This is a genomic window from Nocardia sp. BMG111209 (assembly GCF_000381925.1).
Lineage (GTDB): Bacteria > Actinomycetota > Actinomycetes > Mycobacteriales > Mycobacteriaceae > Nocardia.
On sequence record NZ_KB907309.1, the window covers coordinates 371,246 to 387,657 of the forward strand.

Annotated in this window: 15 protein-coding genes; 7 read left to right on the top strand and 8 right to left on the bottom strand. The window is 71.1% G+C overall.

The window, feature by feature from the left end; all coding sequences use genetic code 11:
• Nucleotides 1-181: 181 nt before the first annotated feature.
• The 3 genes from G361_RS0132790 (at nucleotide 182) to G361_RS0132800 (ending at nucleotide 3,562) form a co-directional block, all read left to right on the top strand.
• Nucleotides 182-898: a response regulator transcription factor gene (locus tag G361_RS0132790; protein ID WP_026343781.1), complete on the top strand. Its 717-nt coding sequence runs from the start codon at nucleotides 182-184 to the stop codon at nucleotides 896-898.
• Entirely contained in the window at nucleotides 895-2,241 is a 1,347-nt protein-coding gene (locus G361_RS0132795) for a HAMP domain-containing sensor histidine kinase (protein WP_019931376.1), read from the top strand. The genes G361_RS0132790 and G361_RS0132795 overlap by 4 nt, the downstream gene beginning before the upstream one ends.
• A 154-nt stretch (nucleotides 2,242-2,395) precedes the next feature.
• A complete protein-coding gene (locus G361_RS0132800) occupies nucleotides 2,396-3,562 on the top strand; it encodes a hypothetical protein (RefSeq protein WP_019931377.1) in 1,167 nt (388 codons plus the stop codon).
• A 44-nt stretch (nucleotides 3,563-3,606) separates the two neighbouring features.
• Here G361_RS0132800 and G361_RS0132805 read toward each other — a convergent pair whose 3' ends face one another.
• Nucleotides 3,607-3,969 carry an FKBP-type peptidyl-prolyl cis-trans isomerase gene (locus tag G361_RS0132805; RefSeq protein WP_019931378.1) on the bottom strand — a complete coding sequence of 121 codons (363 nt, stop codon included), beginning with the start codon at nucleotides 3,967-3,969 and terminating at the stop codon, nucleotides 3,607-3,609.
• 124 nt (nucleotides 3,970-4,093) lie between these two features.
• Here G361_RS0132805 and G361_RS0132810 point away from each other — a divergent pair, with 124 nt between their 5' ends.
• Both G361_RS0132810 and G361_RS0132815 read left to right on the top strand, forming a co-directional pair.
• The gene (locus G361_RS0132810; RefSeq protein ID WP_026343783.1) at nucleotides 4,094-4,897 is read left to right on the top strand and encodes an RNA methyltransferase; all 804 of its coding nucleotides are present in this window, start codon (nucleotides 4,094-4,096) and stop codon (nucleotides 4,895-4,897) included.
• The gene (locus tag G361_RS0132815) at nucleotides 4,897-5,205 is read left to right on the top strand and encodes a DUF2537 domain-containing protein (protein WP_019931380.1); all 309 of its coding nucleotides are present in this window, start codon (nucleotides 4,897-4,899) and stop codon (nucleotides 5,203-5,205) included. Before G361_RS0132810 ends, G361_RS0132815 begins: the two co-directional genes overlap by 1 nt.
• A 12-nt stretch (nucleotides 5,206-5,217) precedes the next feature.
• On the opposite strand, the gene G361_RS0132820 is transcribed toward G361_RS0132815, so the two are convergent.
• The 3 genes from G361_RS0132820 to serC form a co-directional block, all read right to left on the bottom strand.
• Nucleotides 5,218-5,946: a DUF6928 family protein gene (locus G361_RS0132820; RefSeq protein ID WP_026343784.1), complete on the bottom strand. Its 729-nt coding sequence runs from the start codon at nucleotides 5,944-5,946 to the stop codon at nucleotides 5,218-5,220.
• 198 nt (nucleotides 5,947-6,144) lie between these two features.
• Complete coding sequence (gene sepH, locus G361_RS51530; protein ID WP_026343785.1) at nucleotides 6,145-7,317, bottom strand: septation protein SepH; 1,173 nt, start codon at nucleotides 7,315-7,317, stop codon at nucleotides 6,145-6,147.
• A gap of 369 nt (nucleotides 7,318-7,686) precedes the next feature.
• Nucleotides 7,687-8,814: a phosphoserine transaminase gene (gene serC, locus G361_RS0132830; protein WP_019931383.1), complete on the bottom strand. Its 1,128-nt coding sequence runs from the start codon at nucleotides 8,812-8,814 to the stop codon at nucleotides 7,687-7,689.
• Nucleotides 8,815-8,941: 127 nt separating this feature from the next.
• Between serC and G361_RS0132835 the strand changes: the two genes are divergently transcribed.
• The gene (locus G361_RS0132835; protein ID WP_231387178.1) at nucleotides 8,942-9,589 is read left to right on the top strand and encodes a hypothetical protein; all 648 of its coding nucleotides are present in this window, start codon (nucleotides 8,942-8,944) and stop codon (nucleotides 9,587-9,589) included.
• A gap of 6 nt (nucleotides 9,590-9,595) precedes the next feature.
• Here G361_RS0132835 and G361_RS0132840 read toward each other — a convergent pair whose 3' ends face one another.
• The 4 genes from G361_RS0132840 to G361_RS0132855 form a co-directional block, all read right to left on the bottom strand.
• Complete coding sequence (locus G361_RS0132840; RefSeq protein ID WP_026343786.1) at nucleotides 9,596-11,773, bottom strand: hypothetical protein; 2,178 nt, start codon at nucleotides 11,771-11,773, stop codon at nucleotides 9,596-9,598.
• Nucleotides 11,770-13,356 (bottom strand): hypothetical protein, encoded by a 1,587-nt coding sequence (locus G361_RS0132845; protein ID WP_155981933.1) that lies wholly within the window; start codon nucleotides 13,354-13,356, stop codon nucleotides 11,770-11,772. Before G361_RS0132845 ends, G361_RS0132840 begins: the two co-directional genes overlap by 4 nt.
• A 125-nt stretch (nucleotides 13,357-13,481) precedes the next feature.
• The gene (locus tag G361_RS0132850; protein WP_231387179.1) at nucleotides 13,482-14,366 is read right to left on the bottom strand and encodes a polysaccharide deacetylase family protein; all 885 of its coding nucleotides are present in this window, start codon (nucleotides 14,364-14,366) and stop codon (nucleotides 13,482-13,484) included.
• A 52-nt stretch (nucleotides 14,367-14,418) separates the two neighbouring features.
• Complete coding sequence (locus tag G361_RS0132855) at nucleotides 14,419-15,564, bottom strand: citrate synthase 2 (protein WP_026343789.1); 1,146 nt, start codon at nucleotides 15,562-15,564, stop codon at nucleotides 14,419-14,421.
• A 154-nt stretch (nucleotides 15,565-15,718) separates the two neighbouring features.
• On the opposite strand from G361_RS0132855, the gene pdxH reads away from it, so the two are divergent.
• Nucleotides 15,719-16,384: a pyridoxamine 5'-phosphate oxidase gene (pdxH, locus tag G361_RS0132860; protein ID WP_019931387.1), complete on the top strand. Its 666-nt coding sequence runs from the start codon at nucleotides 15,719-15,721 to the stop codon at nucleotides 16,382-16,384.
• The last annotated feature ends 28 nt before the right edge of the window (nucleotides 16,385-16,412 follow it).

The following is a 16,412-nucleotide window of genomic DNA, read 5'->3' on the forward strand; positions in this document are numbered from 1 at the left end:
GCCTGGGGGCGAATCGCCCACGGTCGCGCCCTCGTACCCCGCGCGGTTTGCGGCCGCCCCCGGCGTTCCGGTGCCCGATGCGATGCGACGAAGGAGCAGGCAGCGGGTGCCGGAACGCCGGGGTTACAGGCCGCAAACCAGCGAGGCGGAGCCGAAGCAATCAAATACAGAGGCGGAGCCGATGCAATCAGATACAGCCACTGTTCCTACCGTGTTGTTGGTGGACGACGACGAGGATCTGCTCGCGTCGGTCCAGCGTGGGTTGCGGTTGTCCGGATTCGAGGTGCTGATCGCCCGGGACGGGGCGGCGGCGCTGCGCAGCGTCGGTGAACAGTCCCCGGACGCGATCGTGCTCGATATGAATATGCCGGTCCTCGACGGCGCCGGCGTGGTGACCGCGCTGCGGGCGATGGGTAACGAGGTGCCGATCTGTGTGCTGTCGGCCCGCAACTCGGTCGACGACCGGATCGCGGGCCTGGAGTCCGGCGCGGACGACTATCTGGTGAAACCGTTCGTCCTGGCCGAATTGGTCGCGCGCATCCGCGCGCTGCTGCGCCGCCGCAGCGACGCCGCCGTCCCGGCGGGTACCGGTCCGGCCGGAATCACGGTGGGCCCGTTGGAGGTCGACGTGGCCGGCTACCGCGCGTTGCTCAACGGTCACGAGATCGAGCTCACCAAGCGGGAATTCGAGTTGCTGTCCACGCTGGCCCGCAACGCCGGTGTGGTGCTGAGCCGGGAACGGCTGCTGGAACTGGTGTGGGGCTACGACTTCGCCGCCGATACGAATGTGGTCGACGTGTTCGTCGGCTACCTGCGCCGCAAACTGGAGGCCGAGGGCACGCCGCGGCTGTTGCACACCATCCGAGGGGTCGGCTTCGTGCTGCGGGCGCCGAAGTGAGCGCGTACGCCCACCGGCGGCGGCGCGGCTCGTATTCGCTGCGTACCCGCGTGGCGGCGGCGACCGCCCTGGGGGCGACCGTCATCGCGGCCGTGGTGGGCTGGCTGTCGGTGCAGGCGCTGGAGCGCAACAATCTGGCCCAGGCCGATCAGGAACTGACCATCGCCGCGCGGATCGTGCTGATCCAGCCGGTGATCGCGGTGGGGGTGCTCTCGCTGGTCGGGCCCAATCACGATCTGGCGGTGACGGTCCGCGACGACAGCACGGTGGTCTCCAGCACCAGCGTCCATCTGCCGGAACTGCGGCGGGGATCGCAGACCATCTCGCTGGACGGCGTCCCGTTCCGGGTGCTGACCACCACCGACAATCAGCCGCGCGGGCGGACCGTCTCCATCGGTATCCCGCTCACCCAGGCGTATCACGCCACCTCCGAACAACGCCGGTGGGTGCTGGCGGCGGCCCTGCTCACCATCGCCGCCACCGCCGGGCTGGGCTGGGTGTTCGGCGGTCGCGCGGTGCGCCCGATCGTCCATCTCACCGAACAGGTCGGGGCCTACGGCGCGACCGGACAACCGGAGGAACCGGTGGACGGGTCCGGGGTCCGCGAGGCCGAACAGCTCGCCGACGCGCTGAACAGCCTGCTGGAGCGGGTGAACCGGGCCCAGGCCGCGACCGCCGCCGCACTGGAGACCGCCCGCGATTTCTCCGCGGTGTCCGCGCACGAGTTGCGCACCCCGCTCACCGCGATGCGCACCGACCTGGAGGTGTTGCGCACCCTCGACCTGGACAAGGCGCAGCGCGCGGAGATCCTCGACGATCTGCAACGCAGTCAGGGCCGGGTCGAGGCCACGCTGGCGGCGCTGGAACGACTGGCCGCCGGAGAGCTCACCAACGACAGCGACCTGGTGGAGACCGATCTCGCCGACCTGGTCGATCAGGCCGCCCACGATGCCATGCGGCACTATCCGGCGCTGACCGTGCGCATCGACGCGGATCCGGAGCTGATCATCTGCGGCCTGCCGACCGGGCTGCGGCTGGCCGTCGACAACGCGCTCACGAATTCGGTCCGGCACGGCGGCGCGACCGAGGCGCTGATCTCCGCGCACCGGATCGCCGACGGCGCGATCGTGCTGTCGATCGATGACAACGGCCGCGGGATCCCGCCCCTGGAACGCGATGCGGTGTTCCAGCGCTTCGTGCGCGGCCGCGACGCCAGTAAGGGCGGCTCCGGCCTGGGCCTGGCGCTGGTCGCCCAGCAGGCCCAATTGCACGGCGGCCGAGCCTGTTTCGACGACGGCACGCTCGGCGGGGTACGACTGGTACTGACACTGCCGGAGCGGTGAGCCGCGAACTCGGGCCGCACCGCCGAACCGGCTTGGGCCCCAAGGTATCCCGGACCGCAGCCGGTCCGGGCCCGGCCCGCCGGATCCCGGACCCTTATCGAATCCTCAGAGACGCGCCAGAATCGGCGCGGGGTGCGCCCGCTACGGTTCGTCCGTGTTCGGTAACCGTCTTCGCTGGATCCTGCTCGCCGTGGCCGTGCTCGTCGTGGCCGCCGTCGCCGGAGGTACCGCGCTGTGGCTGCGGCCCGGCAGCGCACCGACCCGGATCGCGCTGGTGAACGCGGACCAGGGACCGACCGGCGTCCGCATCGTGAAAGCCTTGCAGGACAGTCACTCCCGGGACTGGGTCACCGCGCAGCCGGGGGCGAGCACCGCCGACTACGCGGCCGTGATCACGCTGCCGGCCGATCTGTCCGGCTCGATCGGCACCCTCGGCACCGCCACGCCGCACCGCGCGCAGGTCACCGTGGCGAGCAATCGGCACGCCGACGCTCATCAGGTCGACGACGCGGTGGACGAGGTGACCCGCCGGGTCGGCGCCGCGGGCGTGGACGAGGTGCTGGCGGCCATCGCCACCGCGCGGGGTTCGGTGCAGCAGGCGGCCTTCACCACCCAATTGCTCGGCGCGGGAGTGCAGGCCGCGGCCGGCGCCTCCGGCGAGTTCTCCGCGGGCGCCGATCAGATGCTGGGCTTCCTGGACACCGCCAAGAGCGGGGCCGGCGAGCTGACCGCGGGGATCGGCCAGTTGAACGACGCCCTGACCGCGGTCCGTTCGACCGCCTCGGGTCTGGCGGGCGCACTGGACGAATCGGGCCTGACGCTGGGCCAGGTGACCACCTCGGCGACCCAGCTCGGCACCGGACTGGACCAGGCGGTCACCGTGCTGCGCGCGCTGCCGTTCGCGGCCGATCCCCAATTGACCGATGTCATCGGCAAATTGGACGCGCTGCGCGGGGTGGCGAATCAGGCGGCCGGGCAGTTGCAGGGCTTCGCCCAGTTGGCCGGCAGCAGTACCGATCCCGGCACGCCGCTGGCGACCCTGTTGCGCGATGCGGTGAAACGCCTCGACGAGGCGGGCACGTTGCTGAACACCGGCGCCGGAATGGCCGGGCAGATCCCGCAATTGGCCGATCAGGGTTCCGCGGCGCTGGTGAGCGCCATCTCGCAGCTCACCGGCGGGGTGCAGCAGTTGCAGCAGATCGTGGGAAATCTGAACACCCAGACCGGGAAGGCGCTCACCGCACTGCCGGGACACAGCAGCTCGCAGCAGTCGGCGATCGCCGAATCACTGACCGATCCGGTCGAGATCGTGCGGAAGTAGCGGGCACGGGTTCCGGCGCGGCGCCGGAACCCGCCCGCACCGCGTCAGTTGACGACGTTCAGCAGATCGATCACGAAGACCAGGGTCTTACCGGACAGGTGATGTCCGGCGCCCGCCTTGCCGTAGGCCAGCTCCGGCGGGATGGTCAGCTGCCGGCGGCCGCCGACCTTCATCCCCGGAATGCCGTCCTGCCAGCCCTGGATCAACCCGCGCAGCGGGAACGTGATGGATTCGCCACGGTTCCAGGAGGAGTCGAATTCCTCACCGGTGTCGTATTCCACACCCACGTAGTGGACCTCGACGGTGCCGCCCGGCACGGCCTCGGAGCCGCTACCGGTGACGAGATCCTCGATCACCAGCGTTTCGGGCGCGGGGCCGTCCTGGAACTCGACTTCCGGCTTGGTCATGAATCCTCTTTCTGTCGACGGTAGGCCACCTCCGCCGTCGCGGTTCGCCGCCCGGCGAATCTGTCGCGGGGCCGCGAGTGGCCGGAAACCACAATACGCATCCGGGGGTGCAGGATGGTGATTCGTGGCCGTAGTGATCGACATCGATGACCCCGGCGACCCTCGGGTCGCCGACTTTCGCGACCTCAGCGCCGCGGACCGCCGACCGGATCGGCCCGGAGGCCGCGGCCTGGTGCTGGCCGAGGGAGTCGTTGTGGTGCAACGCATGCTGACCTCGCGCTTCGCGCCGTTCGCCCTGTTCGGGGTCGAGCGGCGGTACGAGCAACTGGCCGGCGATCTGGCCGGCGTCGACGTCCCGTACTACCGGGCGAGCGCGGAGGTGATGGCCGAGGTGGTCGGCTTCCACCTCAATCGCGGCGTCCTGGCCGCGGCCCGGCGACCGGCGGAGCCGGATCCGGCGCGGCTGCTGGCGACCGCGCGCACGGTCGCGGTGCTCGAGGGTGTCAACGATCACGAGAACATCGGTTCGATCTTCCGGAACGCGGCCGGGCTCGGGGCCGACGCGATACTGTTCGGCGATCGGTGCGCCGATCCGCTGTACCGGCGGGCGGTGCGGGTCTCCATGGGACATGTGCTGCGGGTACCGTTCGCCACGCTGCCGACCTGGCCGGATAGTCTGGAGCTGTTGCGGGACACCGGCTTCCGGATCATCGCTCTGACCCCGGATCCGGCGGCGGCGACACTGGCCGCGGCCCTGACCGGGGACCGGGTGGCGCTGCTGCTCGGCGCCGAGGGTCCGGGACTGACCGCGGCCGCGATGACCGCGAGCGATGTGCGGGCCCGCATCCCGATGTCCGCGGGCACCGACTCGCTGAACGTGGCCACCGCCGCGGCGATGGCCTTCTACGAAAGGGTGCGCGCCTCGTGATGCAGCCGGACGGGAACCGCCACGGGTACTACCCCGAGCCGACGCCGTGGGCGGCGGGCCTCGCGGTCGCGATCGTCGTGGGAATTCTCACCACCGTCGGCGTCTACGCCTTCGGAGTCGCCCTGGCCGAGGTCCCGCACGTCGGCTGGCTGCTGGCGGTGGTGGTCAACGTCGTCGCGGTCGGCGGGGTGACGCCGACCGCCTGGCGCTGGCGCGGCCTCATGGTGACGCGCTGGGTGCTCGGCGGGGTCGCCGGGGGTGTCCTCCTCGGCTGGCTGCTCCTGCTGATCGCCGCGATCCTCGCCTGATCCGCCGGACGGTCAGCCGACCCGATCGCGGTTGCGCAACCAGCCGAACCATTTGGTGTGCGAGGCCGATTCGCCGTCGTCGGGGACCGCCACCGCGGGCGCCTGCCCCTTGGGGAACAGGGTGAAGCCGCTGACCGGGATGTCCCCCGGGTGCACGGCGCCGTCGGAATCGGCTGCCCGATAGTGGAATCCGAGCCATTCGGCATTGGCCTCGCCGGCGAAGTCGGGCGGGTCGAACGGCAGGATCTGCGGATCCGGCCGCTCACCGGGCCGCAGCGGCACCGGATGCTCACCGGCCCAGTACGGTCGCTCCCACACCAGCGGCAGGCCCTCGTCCTCGAGGATGGTGACGCGGGTGGCGCTGAACGACCGCCGGAATTCGCCGCGCTCCCAGTGCGCGAACGCGCCCCAGGCGCGCGGCACGTCGTAGGACACCAGATAGGTGTGCTCGGAGGCGAGCGGCCGAATCAGCAACTCGGGCAACCGGGTCGGCTTGGTGACCGCGGCCGCGGCGGTGCACACCACGGTCAGGCCGGGGAAACAGCCGATGTAGATCGAACCCGGATCCGGTCCCGCCCAGGCCGCCAGCGAACCCGAGGCGGCCGGGATCACGTCGCAGTCGGGGTGGAGTTGTTTGGCGAGGGCGAGTGCGGCCTCCGGATCGGGTTCCGGTCGGCGTCGCAACACGGCCACCGGATCGGGGTCGTCGACATACCAGAGGGACGAAGCTGTGGACGGCACTTCGGGCACCTCCCGATGCTCGTTCGAGTAAGCAGAGCTACTCTTCAGCAAACCCAGGGGGCGGAGCGGGCCCACCTCCGAGACCAGCCGAAACCCCCCGAGAACCGCCGGGGGACATACGAAAAATCTACTCCCCCGACCGGCGAAAACGTTGCGCTTCGGTTTCCCGGGTCCTGCGTGTCCGGATTGTTCGCGTACTCAGTGACCCGAACTGCGCACGCCGAGCAGCACGTCCTCCCAGGACGGCATGGGCGCCTTGCCACCTCGCTTGGCGCGGGCCTTCGGCGCCGCCTTGGCGGGCGTGGACTTCGCGGCGGCGGGCGTGGACTTGGCCGCCGCGGGGGCCGACTTCGCCGGGGCCGGCGCGGGTTCCGCGGCCGGCGGGGTGGCCGGTGGTGCGGGCGCGGTCGCCGCCGGGGCCGCGGGCTGCGGCGAAACCGGCTGCGGCGCAGCGGGGTCGCCGGGCTGCGGTGCGGCGGTGCCGCCGGGTTGCGGCGCCGCGGGGGCGGCATGCTGCGGCGCCGGGGCGGTGGCCGCGGGCGCCGGGGCGTGCTGCGGCGCGGCGGGGGCCTTCGGCGGCACGCCGCCGGTCACCGCAACGGCGTTGCCGCCGACGGCCGCTCGCTGCTCGTAGTACTCGTCGAAGCCCTGCTGGCTGCGCTCCGCCGCGGCGCGGGCCGCGGTGGCGCCCTCACCGCGCGGCGCGGGTGCGGGGGCCGCGGCCGCCTCGGCCGCACCGGATGCGGCGGCGGGCTCGGGCAGGATCGTGGCCAATCCGCGCAGCGCCCGGCCGAAATCGGGATCGACCAGATCGGAGGCCGGATCGTCGAGCGGCGACACCGAGCCGCCGTGCGCGTCGGGCTGGTAGCGCCAGTGCGCGGCGATGACCGAACGACCGGCCTGCCACTGCAATTGGGCGACCCAGTAGCCCTTTTCGTCCTTCCAGGCATCCCATTCGGCGATATCGATGTTGTGCCCGCGCTCGGAGAACGCCGAGGAGACCACCTCGATGAGGGTTTCCACCGCGGGCCCGTCCTTGCGCACGGGATGCGCGCGCTGCGCCAGCTCCGCGGCCCGCGCACGCTCCAGCAACACCGGGTAGGCGAACCGCTCGACCCGGCTGGCGGGCATTCCGGATTCCTCCGTCACCTGCTCCACGGAGGCACCGGCACGGATACGAGCCTGGATATCGCGAGGACGCATAGTAGCTTCCGTTTCGATCTCGATCTGGCCGAATCGGGCAAGGTCTCCACGGGCGGCAGCACGCAATTTCTCGTCGGCGGCGAGCCGATACTTCTGGCCGGTCTCGGTATCGATGCACACGATGTGCGTGGAATCGGGCGTCAATCCGATCACTCGAAGTTCACGCACCGTTACCTCCTTATCGCGTCGGCTCCGCGACACCGCCCACGTTCTGGAACAGTAGTGCACTTCTGAGATTCGTGGGGCAAGACACGCTGCCCGAAAATCTACCGCGCCCCAACCGCATAGGGCTAATCTGCTGAGTTCCAGATGATCACAGCAGTGCCGTTCGGCACTGTCGGCGCGCCGGAAAAGCGTCGTGCCGCAATCGAATTCCCGCTCCGGCCGCACCCGGACGGACCATCGGAAACGTCCGGGACCACGCGGGAATCGGCCACCGCGAAAATCGGAAATCGGACGACGCCCGGCCCCGCGAGTCGCGGAACCGGGCGTCGGGCACGTACGGGATCGGCCGCGCGAAAACCGCGGTCCGGGAATCTAACCGGCCAGGTTCCGCACGACCCAGTCGATGCTGCGGGTCAGCTGCGACACGTCCTCCGGATCGATCGCCGGGAACATGCCGATCCGCAACTGGTTACGGCCCAGCTTGCGGTACGGCTCGGTGTCGACGATGCCGTTGGCCCGCAAGATCTTCGCGACCTGCGCCGCGTCGACCGAATCGGCGAAGTCGACGGTGCCCACGACCTGCGAGCGCTGCGCCGGATCGGCGACGAACGGGGTGGCGAACTCGCTGGACTCGGCCCAGGAGTACAGCCGCGACGAGGAATCCAGCGTGCGCTTCACCGCCCAGTCCAGACCGCCGTTGCCGTTGAGCCATTCGATCTGATCGGCGAACAGCAACAGGGTGGACAGCGCCGGGGTGTTGTAGGTCTGGTCCTTGCCGCTGTTGTCGATCGCGATCGGCAGCGACAGGAATTCCGGCGTGTAGCGGCCGGATTCGGCGATCTCCGAAACCCGTTCCAGCGCCGCGGGGCTCATCAGCGCGACCCACAGGCCGCCGTCGGACGCGAAGCACTTCTGCGGTGCGAAGTAGTAGACATCGGCATCGGCGACGTTGACCGGCAACCCGCCGGCACCCGAGGTGGCGTCGATCGCGATCAGCGCCTGCTCGGAACCGGCCGGGCGCTGCACGGGTACGGCCACACCGGTGGAGGTCTCGTTGTGCGCCCAGGCGATCAGGTCGGCGCTCGGATCGGAGACCGGCTCCGGCGCGGTGCCGGGCTCGGTGGCGACCACGATCGGATCGCCGACGAACGGATTCTTCTTGGCCACCGAGGCGAACTTCGAGCTGAACTCGCCGTAGGTGAGGTGCAGCGAACGCTCCCGGATCAGGCCGAACGCGGCCGCGTCCCAGAACGCCGTGGTACCACCGTTGCCGAGCACCACCTCGTACCCCTCGGGCAGCGAGAACAGCTCGCGCAGCCCGGAGCGCACCCGCGCCACCACATCCTTGACCGGCTTCTGCCGATGACTGGTGCCGAACACCGAGGCGCCGACCTCCACGAGAGATCGCAGCTGCTCGGGCCGGACTTTGGACGGGCCGCAGCCGAAACGGCCGTCAACGGGCTTCAGGTCGTCGGGGATGGTCGGGAACGCAGCGGTCATGGTGACCAGCCTAGAGCGTGACCGGCATCTCCCCCGCGCGTGGGTCACCGTCCCCCGGCAACCTTCCGCAATCATGCCTGCCCACCTCGGAAAGTGATGTCCGACACGTCCCGGCTACCGTGTCGGCATGAACGGTCAACGGCCGGAGGCGACGGCGCGACGCGAGCACGAGCGCTTGCCGGTACCCCGTCGGTACGGCATGAGCGCCTTCACCCTGCGGCATTCGGCGATGTCCGAATCCGCCCAGCGCGAGCTGTTGCGCCGTGGGCTCGCGGGCACCGCCACGATCCTGGGCGTCCGCGCCGATCGGTTCTGGGTCCAGGTCCGGGTGGACGGGCAGACCCCGTACGAGACCCGGGTGCGGCAGCGTCTCCCCGACGCCGATCTGGTGCTGATGCAGCCCGGCGACGTCGTCGGCTGCCGGGTCGACCCGGGCGACCGCGACCGGCTGGTGCTGCACCCGGCCGGTCCCGGGCAGACCGGCCGGGTCAGCATCGCGAAGATCCTCGCCGACGGCCGCCGCGCGGACGCCACCGTCCTGGCCGCCACACCCGTTGCCGCCGACTACACCGGCCGCGACAATCCGGTCCTGCGCCTGGATCTGGAGCTGTACGCCTGGGACGAACCCGGGCCGTGGCGGGTCCGCATCGTGCAACCGGTCCCGCTGAACGCCATCGAACTGGTCGACCTCGGCCGGCATCTGGAGGTCGCCTTCTTCACCGTGGACCGGGGCGAATCGGTGGCGGTGGACTGGGCGGCCTCGCACGAGCAGTGAGCCGGTTCACCGCTCGCCGTGCCGGTCCAGCCAGTCCGCCATCAGGTGCTCGAACCGCCCGGCATCCCGGCCCCAGGGCCCGGGGCCGTACTCCACGCCGAGTCCGGCCACGCCGCCGACCTCCGCGAGCCGGGCCGACTCGGTATCGATCGAGGAGGTGTGGACGGTGTCCAGCTTCGGCCACGTGTCGTACGGCCAGAACGAGAACACCTCCGGGGAGCCGTCGGCGGCGATGCGCCCGGAGGCGACCGCGACATGGTGCAGGCCGCCGAAGAACACCAGATCGCCCCGATCCGGCGCGTGGGTCGCGGCGCCGTCGTATTCACGCACGCCGTGCGGTGCCAGGGCCAGCAGGTTCACCCGGCTGTGCTGGTCGGTTTCGGCGGGGTCGATCGCGCGGCCGTCCCGCCAGACCAGGCCGGCGCCGCCGTCGTCGACCAGCGTGTCGTTCCACCATTCGAAGCGGATCAGCGACCGCAGATAGCCGCGGTCGACGACGCCGCCGAGCGCACCCGCGTACAGCGGCAGTTTGATGCAGTTCGCCACCGTGTTGATGGTGAATCCGGGCATCCCGTCGACCCGGTCCGATTTCGCCCACTCGTCGAACAGGTGCAATTGCGGGGCGACCCGGCCGGTCCCGTAGATCGCGGGCCTGCCGAGCAACCGGCTTTCGATCACATCCGCGACCAGCGCTCCGGCCTCGGCCGGCGCGAGCCGCTGCGGATTCGCCACGACCGGGATCGCGGCCGATGCGCCGGTATCGCGCGAGATCGGTTCCCCCGCCGCGCGATACCGCGCGGCCTCCCGTTCCAGCTGCGCGATCCGGGTGAGGCGGTCGGCCTCCCCCGAACCCGCTGTCGCCGCGTCGAATTCGGCCCGTTTCGCCGGATCCGCCAGGTAGTCACGGTATTCGCCGGAGACCACCTGGTCCGGGCCGAACGGCAGATCCGCCGTGCGATCGGTGAGGGTGGCCCACGCCTCGTCCCGCACGACCGCGACCCGGCGGGCGACCAGGTCGGCCAGCCGATCCGCCATCGATGCCGGCGGCGTACCCGGTGGCCGATGTGCCGCCGCCGGGCCGAATCCCGGGCCGTCGTCTCCGAATGCGGTGAGGCGCACCGGATCTCGTGGGCCGCCCGGCCGGGCCACCGGGGTCACGACCCCGTCCGGCGCGATCCGGGGGTGATCGGTCGGCGCGGCAGCGGATTCCGGAACGCGAGCGGGCGGATCGGCGAGCGTGACCGGCTCGTACCCCTGACCGTGGAAGGCGGTGACGGTGCCGCCGACGACACCGCCCACCACCGCGGTGGTCAGATTCGCCATCAGGCCGCGGCCGTCGAACCGGAATTCGCCGGTGAAGGCCGCCCGGGTCAGGCTCGCCGCGAGCGTGCCCGGCAGTGCGCCGCCGACGCCACCGGCGGCGCCCAGCACCAGCGTCCGCAATACCGTCGAGCCCACCGGATTCGGCACCCGCCGGCCGAGCCACCGCCCGACCCGCGGCGCGAGGGCCGTTCCGGTCAGGCCACCGGTGAACCCGCCGACCAGGCCGCCGACCCCGCCGACGGTGATGGTCTGGAGGTCGAACCCGTGCCGATGTCCCGCGGCGATCTGCAGCGCCTCGGCCGCCAGCGGTACGCCCGCGCCGGCGATACCGCCGGTCAGCGTCGCGGTGATCAGCATCCGGGATCGGGTGGCGGTGAAGGTGATTCCGCGCGCGGTCATGCGATCGAGCTGCCGGATAATGAACGCGCGCCAGCCCTGCCGGGCCTGGATCCGGTCGGTGGCGGCCTTCGCCGCGCCCGCCTGCAGCAACAGCACGTCCGCGGCCAGCTGCGCGACCAGGACGATACCCATTCCCTCCCAGGTGAGTTGGCCCTCCTCGATCGAGTTGGCGCCCTCGTACACCTGCCGGGCGAGGCTGTCGTGATAGTCCGCGGCGCCGGTCCAGGCGGCCGCCGTACTGTGCAGCCGCGTGGTCAGATGGGTACCGGTGTCACCGTCGAGCGTCGCGGGGGTCGCCGCGGCCCGCGCGGACAGCGCTGCCGAGATCGAGCGGCAGATCGACGCGGTGTCGCCGAGTTGGTCAGCGCAGCGGCGCATCTCGTCCGGATCGCCGTCGGGCCGGGGACCGAGGACCGGTTCCACCAGTCCCACCGGGAAATTCGCCGGCAGCGCCGAGATCATGTGCGCGTGGCCGGGAGCAGCGCGAGCCGATGCAGGACACGGGCCGGCGCACCGGCGGCGTCACCGCACAACTCCACCTCCGCGAATCCCTCGCCGAGCGCGACACCCGGACGCAGCACGCCGCGGTCGAAACAGCTCGCGCCCAGCCGTTCCCGCCAGCGCCGATAGCCGGTGACCACCTCGCTCAGCGGATCGGCCCGCGCACCACGGATCCGCAGATATTCGGCGATCAGCGCTCGCTGTACCCGGCGCCGCACCGGTTCGCCCACCGAGATCGCCAGGGCGGCACCGATTTCGCGGACGATCGTGACGTACAACGGCCGGGTCCCGCCGATCTCGGCCACGGCCGCGGTGGCGCCGGCGGCATTCCCGAACAGCGCGGTGTCCGGCATCGCGTCCGGGTCGAGCACGATCCACAGTGCCGGGCGGTCACCCGGTGTGTCCCGGGCCTCCACCCTGGATCGGGGCCCCGGCCGCCCGTCGACGTCCAGTCCGTGCAGCAGGCCCGGGCATTTCGGCAGTACCGCGTCGAGTGCGGCGACCAGTTCCCGGGCCGCGTCGGGGCCGATCCCGCAGGTGTCGAATCCGGACAGCGCCAGTCCGTGCCGCGCGGCGGCCTCGCGGAGTATCCGTAGCGCCGAGGTATCGGCGCGGGGGACGGCACGTTCCGGCGTCGACCGGCGACCGGTCCGCTTCGAGGGGGCGGGCCGGGCGGGCCGCGGCGGCCGATCGGCGCGACGCGGCGGGGACACCCGGGGCGCCGGCTCGTTCCCCGGGACGCCGCCGGTCGGCTCGGCCCAGGGCGTGCTGGTGGCGCCGCGCGCGGACCACGGTGTGCGGGAGCGTGATTCGGCCGCGGCCGAATTCCCTTTCGGCCGAGCCGGATCCGAATGCTCCGGGGCACTCGCCGCGGCGGCCGGATCGGTCCTCGGATCGGCTTCGGCCGCAATATCACCCGTCCGGGGATCGGACCGCGAATCCGAGTGCGGCGCGGCGCTTTCCGATTGCCGCGCCGGATCGTCGGCGCGGGGATCGCGAGACTGTGCCGAATTCGGTTGCGCCGCAGATTGTCCGGATGCCATCGGCCGGGGTCCGGCGGTGGTTTCCGGCGTCCCGAGCCCGGATCGGGTCGCGGCCGGGGCGGTGCCGGGAGAGGGAACGGGAACGGCAGGCGACGCGGTGCCCGGAGTCACCGGATCCGGGAAAGGCGTACCGCCGGTGGTCGGCGCGGGTGCCGTGTCCACCGGAGCGGACGCATTGTCCGCGCCGAAATCCGCCCGGCCCAGCGCCGTCCCGCCCAGCGCGTCCTGCTGGTCGAACGCCTCGGCGCTCGCGGCGACTCTGTCGCCGAATCCGTGCAGGCTCGCGACCAGATCCCGCAGATTCTGCATGCCACGCTGGGCATCCGGGACATAGTTCCTCGCGAACTGCGCACCGGTCTCGTCGGTGCCCCAGGGTTGTCCCTGGTGGTCGACGACATTCTGCAGGTCCGCCAGCATCTGCGATCCCTCGGCGGCGAGACGGCGCAGTTCGGCCACCGTCGCGCGCAGGCCGGATTCGTCCACGAAAAACGAATCAGCCATATCGAATCTCCCTGGGTGTTTTCGCCACGATTGTCACCCGGGGACCGACTCGTTCCCAGCAATGGAAACTCGAGGTGAACCCTACGGCTCGAGCGGATTTCGAGCCGGTGTCGCGAGGAGGTCGATCAGGGCAGCTTGACGAATTCGTAGCCGGCCGCGTGCAGGGCGGGCAGCGCGGCGGACATGCCCGGCGCGGTACCGGACTGCGGCCGGTGCATATGGGCGATGGAGATGGCGCCGGGCGCCACCTCCGACATCGCCCGACGCACCTGCGCCGCGGTGTAGGTGGCGCCGGCGTCGGCGTTGATGCTGAAGCCCACCGGAGTTTCGCCGAGGTCGTGCACGATCGCGACGGCGACCTCGTCGTAATGGGCGGTGCCCGCGCGGAAGAAGCGCGGCGGCTGCCCGGTCAGCTGGGTGAGCCGCTCGTGATTGCCCCACACCTCGTCGACCGCCTGCTGCGGCGAGGCGGTGCCGTCGATGTCGTAGGCGGTGTGGCCGTTGACCGACAGCGGGCAGTGCCGGGTGCCGTGGTTGCCGAGTTCGAACAGCGGGTTGGCGGCCAGCCGGGCCGCGCGGCCCGGGTCGGCGTCGATCCAGCGCTTGTTCAGGAACAGCGTCGCCGGAATCTCACGCGCGATGAGGAAGTCGATCAGGTCGTCGTTGATCTCGTTGTTGCCGGGCCCGCCGCAGGCGTCGAAGGTGAGCGCCATCTGCTTACCGGTCACCGGGATCGTGGTGGTGATGCCGTCGAGATCCATCCCCCACCGGCCGGGTTGCCGGCCCGCGTACCGCGCCGCCACCGCCTGCGGTGACGCGCCCGTATGCGCCACCGGTACCGGCGCGGCGACCGCGTCACCCGTCGGAACGGCCGAACTCGACTGCGGCGCAACCGATTTCGCGACCGGCGAATTGTTCTGCGAAGTACTGCAGCCGGCCGCTACGAATCCGGCGGCAGCCACCGCCGAGGACACCAGCAACCGTCGCCGCGACAACTCTGGAACCGACACGCGACGGATGTTACGTGACGGAAACCGTTTTCGCCCGAATCGCCCGGGCCGGTCAGTGGCCGGCCACGGTCTCCCAGCCGGTGACGCTGTCCGGCTTGCGGGGAGCCGGGCCGGTGTAGATGGCGGCGGGCCGGACCAGCTTGCCCAGCCGCTTCTGTTCCAGGATGTGGGCACACCAGCCGGCGGTCCGGCCGCAGGTGAACATGGCCGGCATCATGTGCGCGGGCACCTCGGCGAAATCGAGGATCACCGCCGCCCAGAACTCCACATTGGTCTCGATGGCCCGATCGGGCCGGCGCTCGCGCAGTTCGGTCAGCGCGGCCTGCTCCAGCGCCGCGGCCACCTCGTAGCGCGGCGCGGCCAGCCGCCGCGCCGTATCGCGCAGCACGCGGGCGCGCGGGTCCTCGGCCCGGTAGACCCGGTGGCCGAAGCCCATCAACTTCTCCTTGCGATCGAGGATGCCCTTGACCAGCGCGCGGGCATCGCCGGAGCGCTCGACCTCCTCGATCATGGGCAGTACCCGGGCCGGGGCGCCGCCGTGCAGCGGACCCGACATGGCCCCGATCGCGCCGGACAGGCATGCCGCCACATCGGCGCCGGTGGAGGCGATGACGCGCGCGGTGAAGGTGGAGGCGTTCATGCCGTGCTCGGCCGCGGACACCCAGTAGGCGTCGATCGCCTCGGTGTGCCGCGGATCCGGATCACCCTTCCAGCGGGTCATGAACCGTTCGGTGATCGTGACGCATTCGTCGATCTTCCGTTGCGAGACCGCGGGCTGATAGATACCGCGCGCGGACTGCGCGACATAGGACAGCGCCATGACCGAGGCGCGCGCCAGATTCTCCCGGGCCGTGTCGTCATCGATGTCCAGCACGGGCAGATAGCCCCAGATCGGGGCCAGCATGGCCAGTCCGGCCTGCACGTCGACCCGCACGTCGCCGGTGTGCACCGGCAGCGGGAACGGCTCGGCGGGCGGCAGGCCACGGCCGAATTCGCCGTCGACCAGCAGCGCCCACACATCACCGAAGGTCACCCGATTGGCGACCAGGTCCTCGATGTCGACGCCGCGATAGCGCAGCGCCCCGCCGTCCTTGTCCGGTTCGGCGATATCGGTGGTGAAGGCCACCACACCTTCGAGCCCGCTGACGAAGTCGGCGGGAATTTCCGAGTTGAGAGGAGCCGCAGCGCTGGCAGTCATGGATCCGACTCTCCTTGCGTTCGGGCCGCGACGTCTGTGAGGCGGCCGCAGCGTGCCGGCGAGTGCGACGCCCGCGACAAGGAGAATCGGAGGGGTCGCACGCCGCTCGGACACACCATAGCTCGCCCGTTACTGGGGAGTAACGTCTGGGTTCATGCGGGAATTGGATATCGCCGCGATGCGCGCGGAGTACGGCGGCGAACCTGATCTGACCGAATCCTGGCTCGCCGACGGCTGGGAACCACTCGTGCGCCGATGGCTCGAAGACGCCGTGACCTCGGGAATCGCCGAGCCGAACGCGATGGTGCTGGCGACGGTCGAACTCACCGACGAGGGACCGCGCCCCTACTCCCGGACCGTCCTGTGCAAGGACCTCTCGCCCGCGGGTGTGATTTTCTACACCCATCACGATTCGGCGAAGGGCAGTCAGCTGGCGGCCGTGCCGTACGCCTCGGCCACCTTCGTCTGGCCGGCGCTGGCCCATCAGATCCATCTGCGCGGTGCGGTGCATCCGGTTCCGGACGACGTCACGATCGAATACTGGCGTTCCCGGCCGCGCAGTTCCCGGCTCGGCGCCTGGGCCTCGCAGCAGTCCCGGCCGGTCGGCTCGCGCGCCGAACTGGACGGGCTGCTCGCCGACGTCACCGCGCGATTCGAGGATGTCGAGGACATTCCGGTGCCGCCGCGGTGGGGTGGATATCGGCTGTGCCCCGAGGTGGTCGAGTTCTGGCAGGGCCGCCGCAGCCGGCTGCACAACCGGATCCGGGTGCGGCTCGACGACAACGGCGAGACGCTCGCGGTCGAGCGGCTGCAACCGTGACCGGCAGCCCGGAGCGGCGGAACGGTCC